Consider the following 23206-nt stretch of genomic DNA (forward strand, 5'->3'; position numbering starts at 1 on the left):
CCCGACTCGCTCCACGTCCGACTCCGCTGATTCCGGCAGCACGTCCGCGCCCTGACGGCGCGATCCGGGCTCCACAGACTCCACCGACTCCACCGACTCCACCGCCCCGAAGGATCCCCATGACCGAGACCGGTACCCCTCCCACTGCAGGTACCACCACCGCAGCCACCTCCACCGCGGGCGTCCCGCGCCTGGTCCCCACCTCCGCGGAGCTCCGCACGGTCACCACCGCACTGCTGCAGGAGGCCCGGGCGCGTTCCTCGTCCGGCACGGTCTCCCTCGGCCTGGTTCCCACGATGGGCGGCCTGCACGAGGGCCACGCGGCCCTGGCCCGCACGGCACGCCGGGCCGACGACGTCGTCGTCGCCTCGATCTTCGTGAATCCGCTGCAGTTCGGTGAGCAGGCCGATCTGGAGCGCTACCCCCGCACGCTCGACGCCGACCTCCGGCTGCTCGGGGAGTGCGGCGTCGACGTCGTCTTCGCACCGTCCCTCGAGGAGATGTACCCGGGGGGAGAGCCCCTGGTCCGCGTGAGCGCCGGCACGATGGGCGAGGTGCTCGAGGGCGCGTCCAGGCCGGGCCACTTCGACGGCGTGCTGACCGTGGTGGCCAAGCTCCTCAATCTCGCCAGGCCCTCGACGGCGGCGGAGTACCGGGCGTACTTCGGGCGGAAGGACGCCCAGCAGCTCGCCCTCATCCGGCGCATGGTGTTCGATCTCGATGTTCCCGTGGGCATCGAGGGTGTGCCGACGGTGCGGGACCAGGACGGACTGGCGCTCTCCAGCCGCAACCGCTTCCTGGGAGCGGAGGAACGCCGGTCCGCCCTGGTGCTGCCGCGCGTGCTGCACGACCTGCACGCTCAGGCGCTGCGCGGTGAACCACTCGACCTCGGGGCAGCGCGGGAGAGGATCAGTGCCGCGGACGGCGTGGACCTGGACTATCTCGACGTCGTCGATCCCCTGTCGTTCTCGATGCACGGCAACTCCGCGCACGGCGACAGGGAGCACAGCAACGGGGCGTCGGGCAGCGCCGGGCACGGCGAGGGGATGAGTGGACCCGAGCGCTCGCTCGCCGTCGTCGCGGCGCGGGTGGGCGCAGTGCGGCTCATCGACAACATCGACCTGCCGACGCATCGGTGATGCCCGCCGGTCAGCGCCGGGACGGCGCGGCCGGGCCGGCGTCGTAAACTTGTCTTCCGTGACCAGTGACCAGACCCTTCCCGTGGACGACCTCAGCGAGCAGATGCGCTTCCGACTCCAGAAGCGCGAGGCTCTGCTGGATGCCGGGATGGAGCCCTACCCGGTGCGACCGGAGCGGAGCCACTCGCTCGCCCAGGTCAGGGAGCAGTTCGGGGCGCTCGAGCCGGGGGAGTCGAGCGGACAGCAGGTCGCCGTCGTCGGGCGGGTCGTCTTCATCCGCAACTCGGGCAAGCTGTGCTTCGCCACCCTCCAGGAGGGCGAGGGCACGAGGCTGCAGGTCATGCTCAGCCTGGCCGAGATCGGCAGCGATTCCCTCGCGGCGTGGAAGTCCCTGGCGGACCTCGGGGACCACGTGGCGGTCCACGGCGAGGTCATCAGTTCGCGTCGGGGTGAGCTCTCCGTCATGGCCGATGCATGGACCATGGCGTCGAAGGCCCTGCGCCCCCTGCCGACCCTCCACGCGGGCGTCAACGATCAGACGCGCGTGCGCCAGCGCTACGTCGATCTCATGGTGCGGGAGGAAGCGCGCCAGATGGTCCGCACGCGCGCCGCCATCACCCGCACACTGCGCGAGACGCTCGAGCGGCACGGATACATCGAGGTGGAGACCCCCGTGCTCCAGCTCGTCCACGGCGGGGCGACCGCGCGGCCCTTCGAGACGCACCTGAACGCGTTCGACCAGAAGATGACCCTGAGGATCGCGCTCGAGCTGTATCTCAAGCGTGCCGTCGTGGGCGGGATCGACCGCGTGTACGAGATCGGGCGGATCTTCCGCAACGAGGGAGTCGACTCGACGCACAGTCCCGAATTCACGATGCTCGAGAGCTACGAGGCCTATGCCGACCAGTTCGTGATGGCGGAGCGGATGCAGGAGATGATCCTCGCGTGCGCCGACCTGCTGGGCTCGCGATCCATCGAGACGGAGCAGGGCACCATCGAGCTCGACGGCGAATGGGCATGGCTCGGCGTCTACCCCGGCCTGTCCGCGCAGGTGGGCCAGCAGGTCACTCCGGAGACCGACGCCCAGGAGCTCCGCTCGATCGCCGAGCGCCACGAGGTTCCGCTCGATCCCGCGTGGGGAGCGGAGAAGATCGTGCTCGAGCTCTTCTCGGAGATCGTCGAACCCACCCTGATCCAGCCCACCTTCGTCTACGACTACCCCCCGGCAGCACAGCCGCTCGCCCGTCCGCACAGGGAGCACCCGGGACTCATCGAGGCGTGGGATCTGGTCATCGGGGGGATGGAACGCGGCACGGCCTTCTCGGAGCTCATCGATCCGGTCATTCAGCGCGAACGCCTCACCATTCAATCCCGCCGTGCCGCAGCGGGCGATCACGAAGCGATGGAACTCGACGAGGATTTCCTCAGGGCGCTCGAATACGGCGCACCGCCCATGGGCGGTATCGGTCTCGGCATAGACCGTCTTGTGATGCTTTTCACGAACGTCGGAATTAGGGAAACGATTCTCTTCCCCATTCTCAGGCCCGAGGGAGGGCAGTAGGGGTGGAATATGTGGCGGTCCTGCTCCCTTCGGCCGTTCTCGCCGTTCTTTTCTACTTCGTCATCAGGGCGATCTTCAATGCCGATCGTTCCGAGCGCGAGGCGATGAGGCACGCCGAGATGATGCAGGACGAGCAGGAGGCCCGCGACCGGGCGAGCGGGCGCGACAATAACGACGGCGGCAGAATGGACCCGGATAAGAATGGTCGTCTTTGACCTGACCGAATGAGTACTTCATACTCATTTACGGGGGTACTGATTTTCAGGGACCATTAGGAGTGCATTATGGCGCAGAAGGTAAAAATCATTCTCATCGATGACCTCGACGAAGGAGAAGCCGACGAGACGGTTCGGTTCGGCCTCGACGGAGTGCAGTACGAAATCGATCTTTCGCAGCAGCACGCCTCCGAACTCAGGGAAGCTCTCTCGGAATACGTGAATGCCGCACGCCGCAGCACCCAGGGCAAGCAGCAGCGCTCCAGTGCGCCGTCGTCCTCACGCAACCAGGAGGCAGCACAGATCCGCGAATGGGCGAAGGAGAACGGCTACAACGTCTCCTCCCGGGGCCGGGTCAACAGCGAGATCGTCGAGGCGTACCGAGCAGCACAGCGCTGACGCCCTCGGCAGGCGCCGGGGCACCGGTAGGCTCCGGCGTTTTCTCGCCTGTGGCGAACACGCCCCCAAAGCACGTGCGGTGCCCGTAGCATCGAATTACACGTTAGCTAGGAGTGTGTCTGATGTTTGAGAGATTTACGGATCGTGCCCGTCGTGTTGTTGTGCTGGCCCAGGAAGAGGCCCGCATGCTCAACCACAATTACATCGGCACCGAGCACATTCTGCTTGGCCTGATCCACGAGGGTGAGGGTGTCGCCGCCAAGGCGCTCGAGTCGTTGAGCATCTCCCTCGGTGCCGTCCGGGAACAGGTTCAGGAGATCATCGGTCAGGGGCAGCAGGCCCCGTCCGGTCATATCCCGTTCACCCCGCGCGCCAAGAAGGTGCTGGAGCTGTCCCTGCGGGAGGCGCTCCAGCTCGGCCACAATTACATCGGTACCGAGCACATCCTGCTCGGTCTCATCCGTGAGGGTGAGGGTGTCGCTGCACAGGTACTCGTCAAGCTCGGCGCGGACCTCAACCGGGTCCGTCAGCAGGTCATCCAGCTGCTGTCGGGATACCAGGGCAAGGAGCCGGCCGCTGCCGGCGGTCCTGCCCAGGAGGGAACCCCCGCCGGCTCCGTGGTCCTCGACCAGTTTGGCCGGAACCTCACCCAGGCGGCGCGCGAGTCCAAGCTCGACCCGGTCATCGGGCGCGAGCACGAGATGGAGCGCGTCATGCAGGTGCTCTCCCGCCGGACCAAGAACAATCCCGTCCTGATCGGTGAGCCCGGCGTCGGCAAGACCGCTGTGGTCGAGGGCCTCGCCCAGGCGATCGTCCGCGGTGACGTGCCGGAGACGCTCAGGGACAAGCAGCTCTACACGCTCGACCTCGGATCGCTGGTCGCCGGTTCGCGGTACCGCGGTGACTTCGAGGAGCGCCTGAAGAAGGTCCTCAAGGAGATCCGTACCCGCGGTGACATCATCCTGTTCATCGACGAGATCCACACCCTCGTGGGTGCCGGTGCCGCCGAAGGTGCCATCGATGCGGCGTCGATCCTCAAGCCCATGCTCGCTCGTGGTGAACTCCAGACCATCGGTGCGACGACGCTGGACGAGTACCGCAAGCACATCGAGAAGGACGCCGCCCTGGAACGTCGTTTCCAGCCGATCCAGGTGGCCGAGCCCTCCGTGGACCACACCGTCCAGATCCTCAAGGGTCTGCGTGACCGGTACGAGGCACACCACCGCGTGTCCATCACGGACGGTGCGCTGAGCAGCGCGGCATCCTTGGCCGAGCGGTACATCTCTGACCGGTTCCTGCCGGACAAGGCGATCGACCTGATCGACGAGGCCGGAGCGCGGCTGCGCATCCGCCGCATGACCGCGCCGCCTGAGCTCAAGGACATGGACGAGCGCATCGCCGACGTCCGGCGTCAGAAGGAGTCGGCCATCGACTCCCAGGACTTCGAGGGCGCGGCTTCCCTGCGGGACACGGAGCAGAAGCTCCACGACGAGCGCAGTGACAAGGAGCGTCGCTGGAAGTCCGGCGGGCTCGACGACGTCGCCGAGGTCGACGAGGAACTGATCGCCGAGGTGCTGGCGAACTCCACGGGCATCCCCGTGTTCAAGCTGACGGAGGCCGAGTCCTCCCGACTGCTCAACATGGAGGCCGAGCTGCACAATCGTGTGGTCGGCCAGGACGAGGCGATCAAGTCGATCTCGCAGGCCATCCGACGCACGCGCGCCGGCCTGAAGGACCCGAAGCGTCCGGGCGGTTCGTTCATCTTCGCCGGTCCCACCGGTGTGGGTAAGACCGAGCTCGCCAAGGCGCTCGCCGAGTTCCTGTTCGGGGACGAGGATGCGCTGATCACCCTCGACATGTCGGAGTACTCGGAGAAGCACACCGTCTCGCGGCTCTTCGGTGCCCCTCCGGGATACGTGGGCTACGAAGAGGGCGGGCAGCTGACCGAGAAGGTCCGCCGCAAGCCGTTCTCCGTGGTGCTGTTCGACGAGGTGGAGAAGGCCCACTCGGACCTGTTCAACTCGCTGCTGCAGATCCTGGAGGACGGTCGCCTGACCGACAGCCAGGGACGCATGGTGGACTTCAAGAACACCGTGATCATCATGACCACCAACCTCGGAACCAGGGACATCTCCAAGGGTGTCATGACGGGCTTCCAGTCCGGCACGGACACCACCACCAGCTACAACCGGATGAAGGCCAAGGTCCAGGAGGAGCTCAAGCAGCACTTCCGCCCCGAGTTCCTCAACCGTGTGGATGACACCGTGGTGTTCCCGCAGCTCACGCAGGACGAGATCGTGCAGATCGTCGATCTGTTCGTCGAGCGGCTCGGCAAGCGCATGGCGGACCAGGGGATGACGCTGGAACTCACCCCGGCTGCCAAGGTGCTGCTGGCCACGCGTGGTTACGATCCGGCGATGGGTGCGCGGCCGTTGCGCCGCACCATCCAGCGCGAGATCGAGGACCAGCTCTCGGAGAAGATCCTCTTCGGCGAGATCATCGCGGGAGAGCACATCGAGGTCGACGTCGAGGGTGAGGGTGTCGACGCCCGGTTCACCTTCGTGGGCCACGGTGCGCCCAAGGCACTCGAGGATCTGCCGGCGGCCCTGGAGGCGACCGTCCCCGAGTAGGACGCGCTCCGCGCCTGGCAGCACCACCTGCAGTACGGAACCCGCCCCGGGTCACCAGGGCGGGTTCCGCCGTCTGCGGGTGAATCCCACACTTCGAGGGAGCGGGTGGCCGGTCAGGTGCTGCCGGCACCGGATCCCTTCGGGAGTGCGTGGTGCACCGGGCCACGGACGGTGGTAGAGATGACCCATGAGCACCCCTTTCTCCTCCCTCGATCAGTTCGTCGCCGTCCCCCGGGTCGGCGGACTCGTCCTCGACAGGCAGGGAACGCGACTGGTCACCTCCGTGACCACCGTCGATACGAAGGGCACCGCCTACCGGACAGCGCTGTGGGAGGTGGATCCCGAGGGCAGGCAGCCCGCCCGCCGGCTCACGCACAGCGCCGCCGGGGAGACGGGGGCGGCGTTCCTCCCCGGTGGCGATCTCCTGTTCACCTCGGCCCGGCCGAACCCGGATGCCGCTGAGGGCGACGGTGAGGAACGCCCTGCGCTCTGGCGCCTGCCGGCCGGAGGCGGTGAGGCATATCTGCACCTGGCGCGTCGTGGCGGAGTCTCTGGGGTCACAACGGCGGCCGCCGCCGATGTCGCCGTCGTCACCGCCGGTGTCCTTGCAGGCTCGACGAGCGAGGAGGACGACGCCGATCGCCGCGCCGGACGCGAGGACGCCGGAGTGGCCGCCGTCCTGCACGCCGGATACCCCGTGCGCTACTGGGACGCCGATCTCGGCCCGGAGGAGCCGCGGTACTTCGACCTGCGGGAGCAGGGCGGCGAGACCGGAGCGCTGGAGGATCTCGTCCCGGCCGCGCGCGCAGGGCTGCGGGACGCCGAGCCGGTCCTGAGTCCCGACGGAGCAGTACTCTTCACGGCGTTCACGGTTCCTGAGGAGTTCGGGTCCCAGCGCACCGTGCTCGCGCGCGTCGACCGCGCGAGACGGGAGTTCGGCGTCCTGCTCGATGATCGGGCGAACGACTATCATCCCGGGCCGGTGAGTCCGGACGGGAACCACCTGGTCGTGGTCAGTGAACGGCGCACCACGGCCGAACTGGCCCCGAAGAGCACTCTGCTGCTGCTCCCCACAGCCGGCGGCGACCCCGAGCCGCTGGCAGCGGACTGGGACCGCTGGCCCGTTCCCCAGGCATGGCTCCCCGACGGCTCCGCCCTCGTGGTCACGGCCGACGACGACGGCGGGGCACCGGTCTTCCTGATCGACGTCGCAACAGGGTCCGTGCGCCGGCTGACGCAGGACACCGCCGCCTACTCCGACGTCCGGGTCGCCCCCGACGGGCTCACGGCCTACGCCCTGCGCAGTTCGTACCTGTTCCCGCCCGAGATCGTCCGCGTGGATCTTGCCTCCGGCGCCACCGAGCGGCTCCTGAACCCCACCGAGCGTCCGGAACTGCCGGGCACCCTCGAACGCGTGGACTCGGTCGGGGAGGACGGCCGAAGCGTGCGCTCGTGGCTCGTACTGCCCGAGGGAGCCTCCGCCGGGTCGAAGGTCCCGGCGCTGGTGTGGGTCCACGGCGGGCCCATCGGATCCTGGAACGCCTGGAGCTGGCGGTGGTGCCCCTGGGTCATGGCGGCGCGGGGCTACGCCGTCCTCCTGCCCGATCCGGCCCTGTCCACCGGCTACGGGCAGCACATGGTCGACCGCGGCTGGGGGCAGTGGGGCAGCGCGCCGTACACCGACATCATGGCTGCGACCGACGACCTCGTGGCACGGGAGGAGATCGATGCCGCGCGCATCGCCGCCATGGGAGGCAGTTTCGGGGGCTACATGGCGAACTGGATCGCCGGGCACACGGACCGCTTCGCGGCAATCGTGACCCATGCCGGTCTGTGGGCACTGGACCAGTTCGGGGCCACGACGGATGCGGCCTTCTACTGGAAGCGGGAGATGACGCCCGAGGCGATGCTGCGGAACTCGCCGCACCGGCACGTGGGGAGCATCGGCACGCCGATGCTCGTCATCCACGGGGACAAGGACTACCGCGTGCCCATCGGTGAGGGATTGCGCCTGTGGTACGAGCTCCTCTCGGCCTCGAAGCTGCCGGCGGCCGACGACGGGACCACAGTGCACCGTTTCCTGTACTTCCCCGACGAGAACCACTGGATCCTCAAGCCGCAGCACGCGAAGATCTGGTACTCCGTGATCGAGGCCTTCCTGGCCGAGCACCTCCTCGGCCAGGAGCGCGACCTGCCGCCGGAGCTGGGGCTGTAGGCGGGCCGGCGCCGTGCCGTTCCGGCGTCGTGCTGATCCGGAGTGAGGGTACGCCGTGATGATTTGTAGAGTGGGCGGATGAGCCTGCCCTTCACCGTCCGCCGTGCCCGCACCTCGGACGTGCCGGCGATCAAGACCCTCATCGCGCCGCTCGCGCAGGAGCGCATCCTGATCGCCAAGGAGACGGTGGCGTACTACGAGGCGCTGCCGGAGTTCCGGGTCGCGGAGGATGCCGACGGCGCGCTGCTCGGCTGCGGTGCGCTGCACATCATGTGGGAGGACCTCGCCGAGGTGCGCACCCTGGCGACGTCGCCGCCTGCCCGCGGAACGGGGGTGGGACACGCCCTGGTGGAGGAGCTGCTGGCCGGGGCACGCGATGTCGGGGTCAGCCGCGTCTTCTGCCTCACGTTCGAGGTCGACTTCTTCCGCCGCCACGGGTTCTCGGTCATGGAGGACCAGTCCGTCGTCGACCCGGTGATCTACTCCGAGCTGCTGCGCTCACACGACGAGGGCGTCGCCGAATTCCTGGACCTGGCGCGGGTCAAACCGAACACGCTCGGCAACACCCGGATGATCCGGCGGCTCTGAACGTCGTACCCGGTGGCTCGGCGATGTCCGCTCGGGGTGACCGGGGTAGACGGCAGGGAGGCCCGGGGTCGCACGTGCGGGCGGCCCCGTCCACACCCTAGGCGCGCGCACCGGCGGGCGGTAACGTGGCCAGTGTCCACGCGGTCATCGAGCGGCCATCGCGTCACGGGCCGCAGCCGTGCCCGTCCGTCCGCAGCGAAGGAGCACCCGTCGTGAAGAAGCTCATCAATGACCCCAGAGCAGTGGTGGAGGAGTCGGTCGAGGGCTTCGGGATCGCCCACGCAGACCTCGTGACCGTCCACCCGGACCCCCTGTTCGTGGTGCGCAGGGACGCGCCCGTGCAGGGGAAGGTGGGCCTGGTCTCCGGTGGGGGAAGCGGGCACGAACCGCTGCATGCAGGCTTCGTGGGACGGGGTATGCTCGACGCCGCCGTTCCCGGCGCCGTCTTCACCTCACCCACACCCGATGCCATCATTCCCGCGACGACGGCCGTGGACGGCGGGGCAGGCGTCCTGCACATCGTCAAGAACTACACGGGCGACGTCCTGAACTTCGAGACGGCGGCGGAGATGGCGGCAGCGGACGGCGTCGACGTGCGCTCGGTGCTCGTGAACGACGACGTCGCCGTCGAGGACTCGCTGTACACGGCGGGGCGCCGCGGGGTCGGCGGAACGGTCCTCGTGGAACGTATCGCCGGTGCGGCCGCCGAGCGGGGCGATGATCTGGACTCCGTCGCAGCGGTGGCGCAGCGGGTGATCGACGGAGTCCGCTCCATGGGCGTGGCACTGACCGCGTGCACCGTCCCGCATGCCGGGGTGCCCAGTTTCGAGCTGACGGAGGACGAGATCGAGATCGGCGTCGGCATCCACGGCGAACCGGGCCGGCACCGCATCGCCATGGAGGACGCCGACGGCATCACGCAGCGCCTCCTGGATCCCATCACGTCCGATCTGCAGCTCGTCTCCGGTGACCGGACGATCGTCATGGTCAACGGGATGGGCGGAACCCCGGCCGGCGAGCTGTACATCGTGTTCCGGAGGGTGGCGCAGCTGCTCGAGGGCCTCGGCGTGAGGATCGAGCGATCGCTGGTGGGCAACTACATCACGGCCCTCGAGATGCAGGGGGCGTCGCTGACCGTCCTGCGTGCCGACGACGAGATGCTCGAGCTGTGGGACACACCGGTCCACACCGCCGCGCTGCGCTGGGGGGTGTGACGTGGCCGAAGTGCTCGACACCGCGTGGGCCCTGCGCTGGATCCGGAACACGGCGGACGTGATCTCCGCCGAACGCACCCAGCTGATCGAGCTGGACCGGGCCATCGGCGACGCCGACCACGGCGAGAACCTGGACCGCGGCTTCACGGCGGTGATCGGCAGGATCGACGCCGGGGAAGCCTCTGCCACCCCGGCGAGCGTGCTGAAACTGGTGGCCATGACGCTGATGTCCACCGTGGGCGGCGCGGCCGGACCGCTCTACGGAACGGCCTTCCTGCGCGCAGCGACCGCGCTCGGCGACGCGGAGGAGGTCGACGCCGCGCTCGTGGCGACCCTGGTCGGCGCCGCCCGCGACGGTATCATGGCCCGGGGCAAGGCCGAGGTGGGTGACAAGACCATGGTGGACGCCTGGACCCCTGCCGCGGATGCGGCACGGACCGCAGCCCAGGATGGTGCCACGCCGGCGGACGTGCTGGCTGCTGCGGCCCGGGCGGCCGAGGCCGGCGCCCGCGGCACCGAACCGCTGATCGCCCGCAAGGGCAGGGCGAGTTACCTGGGCGAGCGCAGCGCGGGGCATCGGGATCCCGGCGCGGTGTCCAGCGCCCTGATCCTGCGGGCCGCGGCCGACGCCGCGCAGGAAGGCTCCGCGTGAGCGTCGGTCTGGTGATCGTCTCCCACAGCGAGAAGATCGCCGAAGGCGTTGTGGAGCTCGCGGCGCAGATGGCGCCCGACGTCGTGATCGTCGCGGCGGGGGGAGTCGCGGGCGGGGACGGCGACGCCGCTGGTCGCATCGGAACCAGCTTCGAGCGCGTCCAGTCCGGTATCGGGCGGGCGATGGGCGGGGACGGCGTCGTGGTGCTGACCGATCTCGGCTCCGCCGTCATGACCGCGGAGATGGCACTGGAGTTCCTCGACGCCGAGGCGCGCGGATCGGTGCGGCTCGCCGAGGCCGCCCTGGTCGAGGGAGCTGTCGCTGCCGCCGTGCAGTCCCAGTCGGGCGCGTCCCTCGAGGATGTGCTGCGTGCAGCGGAGGCCGCCGTCGTCTCGATCCGTCCCGACGAGCTCGAGCCCTTCGTCAGTCAGGGCGCAACGGGCCGTGGGAAGCCCGATTCTCCCGGCGCCGCCTCCTCCGGGTCGCACGTCAGCGGTGTGTTCACGCTCCCGAACCGGATGGGTCTGCACGCCCGTCCGGCCGCGCTGCTCGCCTCCGGTCTCCTGGAGCTGGACGCGGACGTGACGGTGAACGGCGTGGACGCCACATCGGTGATGCTCCTGATGAGTCTGGGGCTGGGCCAGGGCAGAACCGTCTCGGTCGAAGCCAGCGGACCCGACGCGCAGGCCGCGCTCGAGTTCATCGGTGACGCGGTCGAATCGGGGTTCGGCGAACCGTCCTGATCCCGGTCAACCGGGCAGGCGGATGCCGCCGTCGGTCTCCTGCGCCAGGCCATCCGTGAGGAGACCGGCCAGAGCCCGTTCGTGCTGCTCGCTCGGAGCCCGCAGCCCGTGCAGGGCCCTGAGCGCAGCGTGGAGCGGGCCGATCTCCGCCGGCTCCCCCATGGCCAGATCGACCGGAGCCTCGATGAGGACATGGCGCGGAACAGGAGTTTCGGCAGTACGCAGCACCGCGACGATCGCTCCGCGCACCTGACGATCCGTCCCTGCCCAGGACTGCCCCCTGGGCGTGTAGTCCGCAGTCGGCCGGCCCGCGGACACCCAGGCACAGGCGTCCAGGACCGGGCAGTCCCGGCACGCCGGCGCCCTGGCCGTGCACGTCACCGCTCCGAGTTCCATGACCGCGGCATTCCACCGCACCGACAGTGCGTCGTCGTCCGGCAGCAGGGCTTCCGCGCGTCGCATCTCGGCGGCTGTGAGCGCCGGGGCGGGTAGGGCCGCGCCCGCGAACAGGCGAGCCTGCACCCGCCTGATGTTCGTGTCCACCACCGTCTCGCGTCGGTGGAACGCGAAGGCCGCGACGGCGGCAGCGGTGTAGGCTCCCACGCCCGGCAGGGCCAGGAGTTCCTCGCGGGTCGTCGGAACGGAGCCGTGGTGGTGCAGCACGATCGCCGTCGCCGCGGCATGGAGGCGCAGCGCACGACGCGGGTAGCCCAGCCGGCCCCAGTGGCGCACGGCGGCGCCTGCCGGTTCGGCGGCAAGCGCGGCGGGAGTGGGCCAGCGCTCGAGCCAGTCCTGCCAGAGAGGCAGCACGCGCACCACCGGGGTCTGCTGCAGCATCACCTCGCTGACGAGAATGCCCCACGGTGAGCACTCGGGGTCCCGCCAGGGCAGCTCGCGGGCCGCCTCCGCGAACCAGTCCGTCAGGCGCCGGTGCACCAGCCGCGTCCTCCGGTCGGCGTCGCCGGTACCGTACTCGGAGTCCGGGACGCTTGTCTCGGTGTTCATCACTGCTCCTGGGTCGAGGTGTGCCGGCGCGTGCCCGCGGCCGACGTCGTGCCGGGCCTACAGGTCTGCAACAGGACCGCTAGAGGAAGCGGTCGAGCAGGCTCGTCTCCGCGATCCTCGACAGGCCTTCGCGGACGGTCCTGGCGCGCTGTTCGCCGATGCCGTCCACGGCCATGAGGTCCTCGATGTTCGCCGCCATGAGATTCTGCAGCCCGTCCAGGCGGTCCACCAGGCGATTGGCGATGGCGGGCGGCACGGCCTTGATGCCCGAGAGCAGGCGGTAGCCCTTGGGCTGGATGGTGGTCTCCAGCGAGTCGACGCTCGAGGCGAAACCGAGCACCCCGGCGATGGTCCCGAGATCGAGCAGCTCCGTGGAACTCAGGCCCTGCAGGGTCGCTGTGCGCTCCTCCAGAGTGGCGGCACTGGAGCCGGTATCCATGTAGTCGCGTACGACCATCTCACTGCCCGGGCCGAGCCCGGTGGTGAGCTCCTCGACCTGGAGCGAGAGCAGGCGGCCGTCGACGCCGAGCTCCAGGACGTACTGGGAGATCTCCTCGGAGATCCTGCGCACCATCTCCTGGCGCTGCAGCATCACGGCCACGTCACGGACCGTGACCATCGCCTCGATCTCCAGGGCGGAGAGCGAGTTGGTCACCTGGTCCAGGCGCGAGCGGTAGCGCTCGAGCGTCGCCAGGGCCTGATTGGCGCGGGCGAGCACGGGTTCGGAGCCCTCCAGGACGAAGCGGATGCCGTCGATGTAGAGGGCGATGATCTGCATGGACTGGCTGACACTGATCACGGGCACACCGGTTTGCTTCGCGACCCGCTCCGCGGTGCGATGCCGTGTGCCCGATTCCTGCGTCTCGATGGTGGGGTCGGGCACGAGCTGTACTGCGGCACGGATGATCCGGCCCGCATCACGGTCGCAGACGATCGCGCCGTCCATCTTGGCCAGTTCCCGCAGGCGGGTCGGCGAGAAATCTATCCCGATGTCGAAACCGCCGGAACAGATGGCATCCACGGTCTTGTCGAAGCCGAGCACGATCAGTGCTCCCGTGCGCCCCCGCAGGATGCGCTCGAGGCCGTCGCGCAACTGGGTTCCCGGGGCTACTCTTGCGAGGGTAGCCTTCAGCGAGTCCTCCGGACTGCGAGCCATCGGCCATCCTTTCGCCATCCGCACTGTCGGAAGCCCGGCGCGGACGGGCGGGCGCCGACCACAGGCGGACGGCAGCTGCGTCGTCTCGCGCAGCCGGTCACAATACTACTGGCGTCCCGGATCACCGCGGCGCAGGGTGCCGCCCGCGACGAGTGACCTGCCACCATGCGGGACTCCGCGGTTCTGCGGTTCTGCGAACAGCACCACGCTGGACGGCCGTACTAGAACAGCAGGGCCAGTGCTTCGGCGAGCGTGGACACCTCCCGCACCGAGAAGCCCGCCGGAACAGGGCCCGTGCCCCCGGGCGACGCCGGCACGACCGCATGCGTGAAACCGAGTCTCTCCGCCTCGAGGATCCGCCGGTTGATGCCGGGCACGGGCCGCACCTCGCCGGCCAGCCCCACCTCACCGAAGGCGATGAGCCGGGCCGGGAGCGGGTGATCCGTCTTGGCGGAGGAGATGGCCAGGGCGACGGCGAGATCCGTCGCCGGTTCGGTGAGCCGCACCCCACCCACCGTGGCCACATAGCTGTCGTCCTTGTGCACCGAGACCGAGGCGCGGCTCTGCAGCACGGCCAGCAGCATCGCCACACGGGAACTGTCGAGTCCGCTCGTGGCCCTGCGGGGCTGCGAAGTGGACGACTCCGCCAGCAGCGCCTGGACCTCCGCGACCAACGGGCGCCGCCCCTCGAGCGTCACCGTGATGCAGGTGCCCGAGACCGGATCCTTGGTCCGCGAGACGAAGAGGCCGCTCGGGTCCGCGAGTCCCTCGATCCCGGCGTCCGTCAGATCGAAGCAGCCCACCTCGTCGGTCGGACCGTAGCGGTTCTTCACCGCGCGCAGCAACCGCAGGCGTGAGTGGCGTTCGCCCTCGAACTGGCAGACGACGTCGACCAGGTGTTCGAGCAGCCGCGGACCGGCGATCGACCCGTCCTTGGTCACGTGGCCCACGAGGAGGGTGGTCATGCCCCGCGCCTTCGCGGCGCTGATGAGGGAGGCCGCGACCTCGCGGACCTGCGTCACTCCGCCTGCACTGCCGTCGACGGCGGCGCTGCTGAACGTCTGGACCGAGTCGACGATCAGCAGGGCCGGGTCGATCGACTCGACCTGGCCGAGGGCCTGGCCCAGATCGGTCTCGGCGCTGAGGTAGAGCGAGTCCGCGACGGCGTCGATCCGGTCCGCCCGGAGTTTCACCTGCGCCGCCGACTCCTCGCCCGTGACGTAGAGGACGTCCTTGCCGAGCCGCGCCACCCGTGCAGCGACGTCGAGCAGGAGTGTCGACTTCCCCACGCCGGGCTCCCCTGCGAGCAGGATCACGGCTCCGGGGACGAGGCCGCCGCCGAGAACGCGGTCGAGTTCGTCGATCTTCGTCGGCTGGAAGCCGGACAGCGTCGCGTCGACGTCGGCGATCCGCCTGGCCGGTGTGGTGACGACGGTCGCCGCCGTGGTGCGGGCCGCGACCTGCCCGGTCTCCTCGACCGTTCCCCACGACTGGCATTCACCGCAGCGGCCCACCCATTTGGCGGTGGTCCAGCCGCACTCGGCGCAGCGGTAGTTGGGGGTGTTGCTGCGACCCGCACGGGCAGCAGGGGAGGTCTTGGTTGCCATGCACTCAGGCTATCGGCGCTCACCGACAGGCGAGTTTCAGAGCCGTGGCAGGAAGGCTGCGGCGTCCTCGTGGGAGAGGCCGGTGGCCTCGAGCAGATCCACGACCAGCGGTCGCAGGAGCAGGACGAGCCCTTCACCCTCGAGACGTCGGATGTGCAGGGGCTCGGGATGGAGCTGGTCGGCGACGGCGGCGAGCTCGATCCGCGCCTGGCGGAGATTCAGACTGCGCTCCGTGGCATCACGACCGGACAGCGCCCGGCTGAGGAGGTCCACGCCGTCGGCGGCGTCCTCCAGCGCCTGGCCGAGGTGTTCGATGGCCTCGTCCGTCAGTGCCGCATGATTGATCACCGAGGTCAGACGCCGCGAGAAAACGCGGCTGTTGCGGACGGCGAGGTCGATGAACCCGACGGCCTGCCGGAGGGACCCCAGTTCGTCACGGTGCCTGCGGTACGCCGGAGAGATCCGGGCTACCTCCTCGGCAGAGCGCATGCTGGTGGTCAGGCCCTCGAGTGTGGAGTGGGTGGCCCGCGCTCGCACGAGGGCGTGCCAGGCACGGGTCGCATCGCTCTCCCGCAGGGCGACGGCGCCCTCCCTGAGGACGTACGAGAGCTCACCCAGGAGCCCGCGGACATCCGTCTTGGGTTCCCGGCGCGGATCCCGGGGTACCAGCATGGTGATGACGAGGGCGAACAGACCGCCGACGACGGCGTCGAGGCTGCGCGTGAACGGGCCGCCGTCAGGAGCCGGGAGCAGGACCACGAGCAGTGACTGCAGCCCGAGCTGCGTGGTGAAGATGGTGCCACTGTCCAAAAAACGCGCCAGGAGGATGGAGACGAACAACACGAGAGCCGCCTGCCACAGACCGGTACCGAACAGGGTCAGGAGGATGTCGCCCACCGCGATGCCCAGTGTGCAGCCCACCGCGACCTCGAGGACGCGGCGAACCCGGGGGTCGCGGGAGAAACCGAGTGCGATCATGGACGAGGTCGCCGCGAACAGGGGTCCTTCATGACCCAGGACCTCCTCCGCGAAGGCATAGGCACCGACGGCGCCGACGGTCATCTGCAGCGCGGTGACCACCGACGACGAGCTGCGCCTGAATCCGATTCTCGTGCGTTTGCGCAGGAACGCGAGGGTTGCGGAGAGTCCTCGGCGTGGCGGCATGGACCCAAGTCTATGAGGTGCTTCGATCTGGGGTCCGGACCCGGGCGGACGGCTCGGGCAGTGAAGGGCAGCGTTGTTCATCTCCCGTTAAGGAACCCCCGCCAATGGCGTCATCTGCCTGTCCTACTGTCGGGGACGTATGCCGGTCCTCCACGTCGGTACCGGGTGCCACCCGAGGATCACGTACCGTGACATCTGTTCCGAGCGCGCAGCGCCGCCCATCATCTTCGTTCCGAAGGGTTACTCGTGTCGACCACCACTCTGACCAGAAGTGATCCTGCAGGTAGATCCGGAGACAGGGTCTTCTCCGCGGCCGCCCTCGGAGCAGGTGTCCTGATCCTTGCGGTCCTGTTCGGTGTAGCGCTCTTCCTGATCCTTCAGGCGCTGCCGGTCGCAGGCGCCGATCCGGCCGAGATCACCGGAGGTGAGGGCTTCGCGGCCTACATCTTCCCGATCGTCGTCGGTACCGTCATCGCCGCCGCCATCGCCCTGCTGCTCGCGACTCCGCTGGGGATCGGTGTCGCCCTGTTCATCTCGCACTACGCTCCCCGGCGTCTGGCCATGACCTTCGGGTACGTCGTCGATCTGCTGGCCGCCATTCCCTCGGTGGTCTACGGGGCGTGGGGTTATGCGGTCCTCGCGCCGAGACTGGCGACCGGCTACGGCTGGCTCGCCGAGAATCTGGGCTGGATCCCCATCTTCGCTGGGCCCGCGAGCCAGACGGGCAAGACCATTCTCACGGCCGGTATCGTCCTGGCCGTCATGGTCCTGCCGATCATCACGTCGCTGAGCCGGGAGATCTTTCTGCAGACCCCCACGCTGCACGAGGAGGCCGCGCTGGCCATGGGTGCCACCAGACTGGAGATGATCCGGATGGCGGTGCTGCCCTTCGCGCGGAACGGCATCATCAGTGCGGCGATGCTCGGCCTCGGCAGGGCACTGGGGGAGACGATGGCGGTGGCCCTGGTCCTCTCGGGCGGCGCCCTGACGGCGAGCCTCATCCAGTCGGGGAACCAGACGATCGCCGCGGAGATAGCCCTCAATTTCCCCGAAGCCTTCGGACTGCGCCTCAGCGAGCTCATCGCGGCGGGACTGGTGCTCTTCGTGATCACCCTGGTCGTCAACATCATCGCCCGGTGGATCATCGGGCGGCACAAGGAATTCTCGGGGGCCAACTGAGATGAGCAGTTCGACACTTCAGAAGCGGCGCTCGCAGCTGACCAAGGGCAGACTGCCCGGATACGCGGTCTGGGTGGTCCTCGGCGCGGCCGTCGTGCTGGCGGCAGCGGTCTCGGCACTCGTCGGGTTCAACGTCTTCGCCTGGGCGGTTCTCGCGGCCGTCTTCTTCGTCCTCGGCGCCACCCTGGTCACCGCGGCAGCGGAGGGCAGCCGCAAGGCAGCCGATTCGCTGATGACCTATCTGGTCTACGGGTCCTTCGTGATCGCACTGCTTCCACTGCTGTCCGTGATCTGGACGGTCCTCGAGCGGGGACTGCCCGGGCTCTCGTACGACTTCCTCTTCACGTCCATGAACGGGGTCACCGGCGCCGTCGACAATGCCTCCGTGGAGAACGGGACGCCGGTGCTCGGCGGTGCCTACCACGCGATCGTCGGTACCCTCCAGATCACGTTCTGGGCCACTCTCGTGTCGGTGCCGATCGGCCTCCTGGCCGCCGTCTACCTCGTGGAGTACGGAAAGGGCGGCGCACTCGACCGCGCCATCACCTTCTTCGTGGACGTCATGACCGGTATCCCCTCCATCGTGGCCGGCCTCTTCGCGGCCGCACTGTTCGCGCTGGTGTTCGGCCCCGGCACGCGAACCGGTTTCGTGGCCTCCGTCGCGCTGTCGGTGCTCATGATCCCGGTCGTCGTGCGATCCACGGAGGAGATGCTGAGGATCGTCCCCAACGAGCTGCGGGAGGCCTCCTACGCCCTCGGCGTCCGGAAGTGGCGCACCATACTGAAGGTCGTGGTCCCCACGGCCATCTCCGGGATCGCCTCCGGTGTGACGCTCGCCATTGCCCGGGTGGTAGGAGAAACCGCTCCGATCCTCGTCACCGCTGGTTTCGCGAGCTCCATCAACCTCAATGTCTTCCAGGGATGGATGAGCACGCTCCCGACGTTCATCTATTACCAGATCCTCACCCCGACCTCCCCCACGAACATCGATCCCAGTACCCAGCGCGCGTGGGCGGCGGCGTTGATCCTCATCATCATGGTCATGCTGCTCAATGTGGTGGCACGCCTGATCGCGAGGGCGTTCGCGCCGAGGACCAGCCGCTGAGTCCTGTTCTTCTCCCGTCCTCTCCGACACACAGCGTTCCAGGAACCGATAAGGAAAACATGTCCAAGCGAATCGACGTCAAGGACCTCAACGTCTACTACAGCAAGTTCCTTGCCGTGGAGAACGTCAACATCTCCATCGAAGCCCGTTCGGTGACCGCGTTCATCGGCCCTTCGGGCTGCGGCAAGTCCACCTTCCTGAGGACGCTGAACCGGATGCACGAGGTCATCCCCGGGGCGCGCGTCGAGGGCGAGGTGCTGCTCGACGGCGACGATCTCTACGACTCCGCCGTCGATCCCGTGACCGTCCGCGGTCAGATCGGCATGGTCTTCCAGCGACCCAACCCGTTCCCCACCATGTCCATCCGCGACAACGTGCTCGCGGGCGTGAAACTCAACAACAAGCGCATCAGCAGGTCGGACGCCGATGATCTCGTCGAGAAGTCCCTGAGCGGCGCGAATCTCTGGAACGAGGTCAAGGACCGGCTGGGGCGCCCGGGCTCCGGACTGTCCGGTGGCCAGCAGCAGCGTCTGTGCATCGCTCGCGCCATCGCCGTCTCACCCCAGGTGATCCTCATGGACGAGCCGTGTTCAGCCCTCGACCCCATCTCGACGCTCGCCATCGAGGACCTCATCAACGAGCTCAAGGCCGACTACACGGTGGTGATCGTGACGCACAACATGCAGCAGGCGGCGCGCGTCTCGGACAGGACGGCGTTCTTCAACATCGCGGGAACGGGCATGCCCGGTAACCTGATCGAGTACGCCGACACCACCACCATCTTCAACAACCCGGTCCAGAAGTCGACGGAGGACTACGTCTCCGGACGCTTCGGGTAGGTCCTACACCAGAGGGCTCAGCGCGAGGAAGAGCACCGCACCGAGCAGCGCTGTTGCCGGCGCTGTCACGAGCCAACTGAGCAGGATCCGTGCCACGCGTGGACGGCGGACGGAGGCGAAAGGCTCATTGGCTCCTGCCCCGACGATCGCCGAGGTCATGGCGTGGGTGCTGGAGAGCGGGACATGCAGGAGAACCGCGCCGATGAGCAGCATCGCCGATCCGATGCCCTGGGCCACGGTGCCGCGCATCGGATCGATCTGCACCAGGCGGTGGCCCAGCGTGTGGGTGATCCTCCACCCACCGAACATCGCCCCTGACGCCAGCAGGAGGGCGGCGAACACCTGCACCCACATGGGTGTCCCCGAGCCACTGGCGTAGCCTGCGCCCACCAGCGCCAGCAGGACCACCGCCGTCGTCCGCTGTCCGTCCTGGATACCGTGTCCGAGCGCGAAGACCCCGGTCAGCACGGACTGCGCTATCCGGTTGCCGCTGTTCACCCTGGCAGGTGAGCCGTGGCGCAGCAGCCAGGTCGAGGGAAAGACGGCGGCGTAGGCCACGAGGTAGGCGATGATCGGGGAGAGCATGAGCGGCAGGACGATCTGCAGCAGCAGCGCCTCGTTCGCGCCCTCCATGCTTCGATGGTCCGTGAAGCGCGACGCGACGCCCGCGCCGATGACTCCACCGAGCAGGGCGTGCGTGGACGACGACGGCGTCCCCCGGTACCAGGTGAGGATGCCCCAGCCGCAGGCCGCGACGAGCGCGGTCAGCAGGATGGCCAGGCCCGTGGCACCGGAGGGAAGCCCGCCGGCCGCGTCGATGAACAGCAGTGTCAGGGACGTACCCAGCAGCGCCCCCACCAGGTTGAACAGTGCGGCGAGCAGGACGGCGACCGTCGGGGTGAGCGCACGCGTCCGTACCGCTGCGGCCACCGAATTCGAGACATCGTGAAAACCGTTCAGGAAGGCGAAACCACCCGCGGCGGCGATCACCGCGCCGAGGAGCAGGGGCTCCACCTACGATTCCTTGACGAGGATGCTGCCCACCTGCGTCGCGACCCGCCGGATGTCCCGGGTGACGTCGACCAGCTGATCGGCCACATCACGATGCCGGAGGTAGACGGAGGGCTTGTGGTCGTGCATCAGTTCGGCGCACCAGCTGCGATGCGTGCGCTCGGCACGCTTGGCCAGCCGGAGGATCTCGATCCAGTACTCCTCGAGGTCCTCCATCGAGCTCAGCTGCTGCATGGCGACGGCCGTGAGCTCTGCCTGCCGGTTGATGACCTCGAGCTGGTCCGAGGCGCGCTGGCTCAGCGTGCTGAGCCTGTACAGGGCGATCAGCTCGCCGGCGCCGTCGAGCTTCTCGATGGCCTCGTTGAGCAGTCGCGAGAGGGAGTACATGTCCTCCCGCGGCAGGGAGTTGATGAAGGAGGTGCGCATGGAGGTCAGCAGGGCGAAGTGGAGATCCGTCGAGGCGGACTCGTGCTCGTGGAGTTCCTCGGAGAGGGCGTCGTACTCCTCGGTGGACGCGCCGAGGATGGCGGACATGGTTCCCACGCCGAGCACCAGTTGCCGTGCCATGCGTGAGAGCAGCTCGGGCCCTGCGTTCTCCTGGGGGAAGAGGCGTAGCTTCACGGGATCTTCCTCGGAGGGCGGGGGCTGTCCGGTGCATCGGTGCCGAGTGCACCGGAATCCGGGGGGCAGAGCAGTGGCGCCGAACCGGGAGCGCCTCTCGGCGGAAGGCCGCTCGAAGCGGCTGGGTGTTGAAGCCCGGGGGTTCCACGGCTCGACGCCGCAACAAGTCTTGCCGTCCCTGCCGGAACTGTCAACCGGGGCACTGACCGCAGGCTCAGTCGAGTTCTCCCCGCCGCCATGCCGCCGCCGCGTGTTCGAGATCCTCTGCGGTCCTCACGAGCTGGCTGGAGCTTCGCGTCAGTTTGGAGGCGTGCGTACCGTTGGCAAGTTCGGCAGCATCGGCATGATTGGCCTGGCCGAGGGCGACGACGCGGCAGAAGGCCGCGAAGCGTTCGAGGGCCACGTCGAACTCGCCGTCGAACGCTCCCGAGAGGATGGTGTTGGCCATGACGGTCATCTCGGCGGCACCGGGTGGTTCGGCGACGCCGGCGACGACCTTCGAGACCTGCGCGGTCTCCTTGCCGGAGGCGAAGTAGGCGGCGATCCGTTCCGGATTCTGCTGGGTGGCCGCACGCAGTGCGTAGAGGCGCCAGAGCGCACCGGGCAGGGACCGCGCAGGGCTCTCGGCCCACATCTCGGCGATGGCTTCGAGCCCCTGCTGATCCGCGAGCTCGACCAGGCGCCGGGTGACCTCCGGATCGTCGGCGTCGCGCCCGTGGTGCACCAGCGCGTGCGCCGCCATGTGGGCTGCTTCGGAGACGCGGGAGGGATCGATTCCTCCCGCGAAGATCTCGAAGTCCGCGGGGGCGAACGGCCTCGGTTTGTGGGGCCGTGGGCTCTTGCTCGTGTAGTCGCCGTCCATGGGATGAACCATACTCCTGGGCTGTTCGGCGTCGGTAGCGAGCCGCGTAGACCGTCCGGTAGCAGCACGGCGCCGAGGTGCCTCCGGCTGTCCCGTCGGGCATGGCGATTACGCTAAAGTGATGGGGTCATCGCCGCGCGGGGCCTCTTCAGGCCGCCAGGAGCGCGGCAGGTGCAGGGGCCTTTAGCTCAGTTGGTTAGAGCAACGGACTTTTAATCCGTGGGTCGTGGGTTCGATCCCCACAGGGCCCACGACCTGTCCGGAGAGCTTCGCCTCGGCGAATGCGACTCATCGTACGTCGTTCGGCTGATGGGACGCGGTATCGCAGGGCCGGTGCCATCCGTTGCTCGACGTGATGCATTCCGGTGGATAGGGTGGCGATGTCGCCTTCCGCGACGTCCGGCTCCGGCCGGCCACGGTTGAAGGGTGAGCGATCCGGTCACAGCTGATCGATGCTGATACCCGGCGCTTGCGCATCACTATTCAGCAGAGGAAGGGCAGGGACACCATGTCATTCGAAGGCAGAGTTGCGCTCGTCACCGGCGGTGGGTCAGGACTGGGCGAAGCGATCAGCAAGGAACTCGCTTCCCACAAGGTGAAGGTCGTCGTCACCGACATCGACCTCGACGCCGCCACCCGCGTCGTCACAGAGATCTCGGACTCCGGCGGAACGGCCGCCGCTCTGGAGCAGAACACAGCCAAGGCCGAGGACTCCGACAAAGCCGTTCGCTTCGCAGTGGAAACCTACGGTGGACTGAACTACGCGGTGAACAACGCCGGCATCGGCGGCAACCAGGCTCCGGCGGGCGAAGTCGACCTCGACGACTGGAACCGGGTCATCGACATCAACCTCAACGGCGTGCTCTACGGCATGCGTTACCAGATCCCGGAGATGCTGAAGGCAGGAGCGGACGCTTCCGCGATCGTGAACATGGCCTCCATCCACGGCTCTGTCGCTGCGATCGGCAACGGCGCCTATACCGCCGCCAAGCACGGGGTCGTGGGTCTGACGAGGAACGCGGCCGCCGAATACGGTGCTCAGGGCTTGCGCATCAACGCCGTCGGGCCCGGATACATCAATACGCCGCTGCTCGAGAACAACCTCAGCGAGGAAGTACTGGCAGCGCTTGTGGACAAGCACCCCCTCGGACGTCTGGGAAGCCCGGAAGAGGTCGCGCGCGTCGTCCGCTTCCTGCTGTCGGACGACGCCTCCTTCGTCACGGGTAGCTACTACCTCATCGACGGCGGCTACACGGCAGTCTGAGCCGACCCCGGCGCGAGTGTCCGCCAGGTCAGTTCCT

The 23206-nt window shown here is 68.3% G+C and carries 21 protein-coding genes and 1 tRNA gene; 15 read left to right on the forward strand and 7 right to left on the reverse strand.

Going from position 1 to position 23206, the window contains the following annotated elements; genetic code table 11:
- The first annotated feature begins 119 nt into the window (after window positions 1-119).
- The 10 genes from panC (at window position 120) to dhaM (ending at window position 11356) form a co-directional block, all read left to right on the forward strand.
- The gene (gene panC, locus E8P82_RS12585) at window positions 120-1139 is read left to right on the forward strand and encodes a pantoate--beta-alanine ligase (RefSeq protein ID WP_136455358.1); all 1020 of its coding nucleotides are present in this window, start codon (window positions 120-122) and stop codon (window positions 1137-1139) included.
- 103 nt (window positions 1140-1242) lie between these two features.
- A complete protein-coding gene (lysS, locus tag E8P82_RS12590) occupies window positions 1243-2700 on the forward strand; it encodes a lysine--tRNA ligase (protein ID WP_136455430.1) in 1458 nt (485 codons plus the stop codon).
- 2 nt (window positions 2701-2702) lie between these two features.
- Window positions 2703-2915, forward strand: coding sequence for a hypothetical protein (locus E8P82_RS12595; protein WP_136455359.1), 213 nt, complete (start codon window positions 2703-2705; stop codon window positions 2913-2915).
- Between the two features lie 69 nt (window positions 2916-2984).
- Entirely contained in the window at window positions 2985-3314 is a 330-nt protein-coding gene (locus E8P82_RS12600) for a histone-like nucleoid-structuring protein Lsr2 (RefSeq protein ID WP_136455361.1), read from the forward strand.
- Between the two features lie 122 nt (window positions 3315-3436).
- Entirely contained in the window at window positions 3437-5944 is a 2508-nt protein-coding gene (locus tag E8P82_RS12605) for an ATP-dependent Clp protease ATP-binding subunit (RefSeq protein WP_136455363.1), read from the forward strand.
- Between the two features lie 187 nt (window positions 5945-6131).
- Window positions 6132-8159, forward strand: a complete 2028-nt coding sequence (locus tag E8P82_RS12610) for a S9 family peptidase (RefSeq protein ID WP_136455364.1) — start codon at window positions 6132-6134, stop codon at window positions 8157-8159.
- Window positions 8160-8237: 78 nt separating this feature from the next.
- Window positions 8238-8747, forward strand: a complete 510-nt coding sequence (locus E8P82_RS12615) for an amino-acid N-acetyltransferase (RefSeq protein WP_136455366.1) — start codon at window positions 8238-8240, stop codon at window positions 8745-8747.
- A gap of 212 nt (window positions 8748-8959) precedes the next feature.
- Window positions 8960-9961, forward strand: a complete 1002-nt coding sequence (gene dhaK, locus E8P82_RS12620) for a dihydroxyacetone kinase subunit DhaK (protein ID WP_136455368.1) — start codon at window positions 8960-8962, stop codon at window positions 9959-9961.
- A gap of 1 nt (window position 9962) precedes the next feature.
- On the forward strand, window positions 9963-10613 hold the full coding sequence (dhaL, locus tag E8P82_RS12625; protein ID WP_136455369.1) for a dihydroxyacetone kinase subunit DhaL: 651 nt from the start codon (window positions 9963-9965) through the stop codon (window positions 10611-10613).
- Window positions 10610-11356 carry a dihydroxyacetone kinase phosphoryl donor subunit DhaM gene (gene dhaM / locus E8P82_RS12630; protein WP_136455371.1) on the forward strand — a complete coding sequence of 249 codons (747 nt, stop codon included), beginning with the start codon at window positions 10610-10612 and terminating at the stop codon, window positions 11354-11356. The genes dhaL and dhaM overlap by 4 nt, the downstream gene beginning before the upstream one ends.
- A gap of 6 nt (window positions 11357-11362) precedes the next feature.
- Here dhaM and E8P82_RS12635 read toward each other — a convergent pair whose 3' ends face one another.
- The 4 genes from E8P82_RS12635 to E8P82_RS12650 all read right to left on the reverse strand — a co-directional run bounded on the left by E8P82_RS12635 (window position 11363) and on the right by E8P82_RS12650 (window position 16288).
- Window positions 11363-12361, reverse strand: coding sequence for an HhH-GPD family protein (locus tag E8P82_RS12635; protein ID WP_136455373.1), 999 nt, complete (start codon window positions 12359-12361; stop codon window positions 11363-11365).
- Window positions 12362-12440: 79 nt separating this feature from the next.
- The gene (gene disA, locus E8P82_RS12640; RefSeq protein WP_136455374.1) at window positions 12441-13517 is read right to left on the reverse strand and encodes a DNA integrity scanning diadenylate cyclase DisA; all 1077 of its coding nucleotides are present in this window, start codon (window positions 13515-13517) and stop codon (window positions 12441-12443) included.
- 221 nt (window positions 13518-13738) lie between these two features.
- On the reverse strand, window positions 13739-15124 hold the full coding sequence (gene radA / locus E8P82_RS12645) for a DNA repair protein RadA (protein ID WP_136455376.1): 1386 nt from the start codon (window positions 15122-15124) through the stop codon (window positions 13739-13741).
- A gap of 36 nt (window positions 15125-15160) precedes the next feature.
- A complete protein-coding gene (locus E8P82_RS12650) occupies window positions 15161-16288 on the reverse strand; it encodes an FUSC family protein (RefSeq protein ID WP_136455377.1) in 1128 nt (375 codons plus the stop codon).
- A 246-nt stretch (window positions 16289-16534) separates the two neighbouring features.
- On the opposite strand from E8P82_RS12650, the gene pstC reads away from it, so the two are divergent.
- The 3 genes from pstC to pstB are packed head-to-tail and all read left to right on the forward strand — an operon-like array spanning window position 16535 to window position 19411.
- Window positions 16535-17467: a phosphate ABC transporter permease subunit PstC gene (gene pstC, locus E8P82_RS12655; protein ID WP_136455379.1), complete on the forward strand. Its 933-nt coding sequence runs from the start codon at window positions 16535-16537 to the stop codon at window positions 17465-17467.
- A 1-nt stretch (window position 17468) separates the two neighbouring features.
- A complete protein-coding gene (pstA, locus tag E8P82_RS12660) occupies window positions 17469-18572 on the forward strand; it encodes a phosphate ABC transporter permease PstA (protein ID WP_136455381.1) in 1104 nt (367 codons plus the stop codon).
- Between the two features lie 59 nt (window positions 18573-18631).
- Entirely contained in the window at window positions 18632-19411 is a 780-nt protein-coding gene (gene pstB / locus E8P82_RS12665) for a phosphate ABC transporter ATP-binding protein PstB (protein ID WP_136455382.1), read from the forward strand.
- A 3-nt stretch (window positions 19412-19414) separates the two neighbouring features.
- Here the strand turns inward: pstB and E8P82_RS12670 are convergent, their stop codons facing one another.
- The 3 genes from E8P82_RS12670 to E8P82_RS12680 form a co-directional block, all read right to left on the reverse strand.
- A complete protein-coding gene (locus E8P82_RS12670; protein WP_136455384.1) occupies window positions 19415-20425 on the reverse strand; it encodes an inorganic phosphate transporter in 1011 nt (336 codons plus the stop codon).
- Complete coding sequence (locus E8P82_RS12675; RefSeq protein ID WP_136455386.1) at window positions 20426-21043, reverse strand: DUF47 domain-containing protein; 618 nt, start codon at window positions 21041-21043, stop codon at window positions 20426-20428. It abuts the gene before it with no gap.
- Window positions 21044-21257: 214 nt separating this feature from the next.
- Window positions 21258-21917, reverse strand: a complete 660-nt coding sequence (locus tag E8P82_RS12680; protein WP_136455388.1) for a hypothetical protein — start codon at window positions 21915-21917, stop codon at window positions 21258-21260.
- A gap of 165 nt (window positions 21918-22082) precedes the next feature.
- Between E8P82_RS12680 and E8P82_RS12685 the strand changes: the two genes are divergently transcribed.
- Window positions 22083-22156: transfer RNA gene (locus E8P82_RS12685), tRNA-Lys, on the forward strand.
- A 257-nt stretch (window positions 22157-22413) separates the two neighbouring features.
- A complete protein-coding gene (locus E8P82_RS12690) occupies window positions 22414-23169 on the forward strand; it encodes an SDR family NAD(P)-dependent oxidoreductase (RefSeq protein ID WP_136455389.1) in 756 nt (251 codons plus the stop codon).
- The last annotated feature ends 37 nt before the right edge of the window (window positions 23170-23206 follow it).

The organism is Arthrobacter echini, assembly GCF_004803505.1.
In the GTDB taxonomy this organism is placed as follows: domain Bacteria; phylum Actinomycetota; class Actinomycetes; order Actinomycetales; family Micrococcaceae; genus Arthrobacter_D; species Arthrobacter_D echini.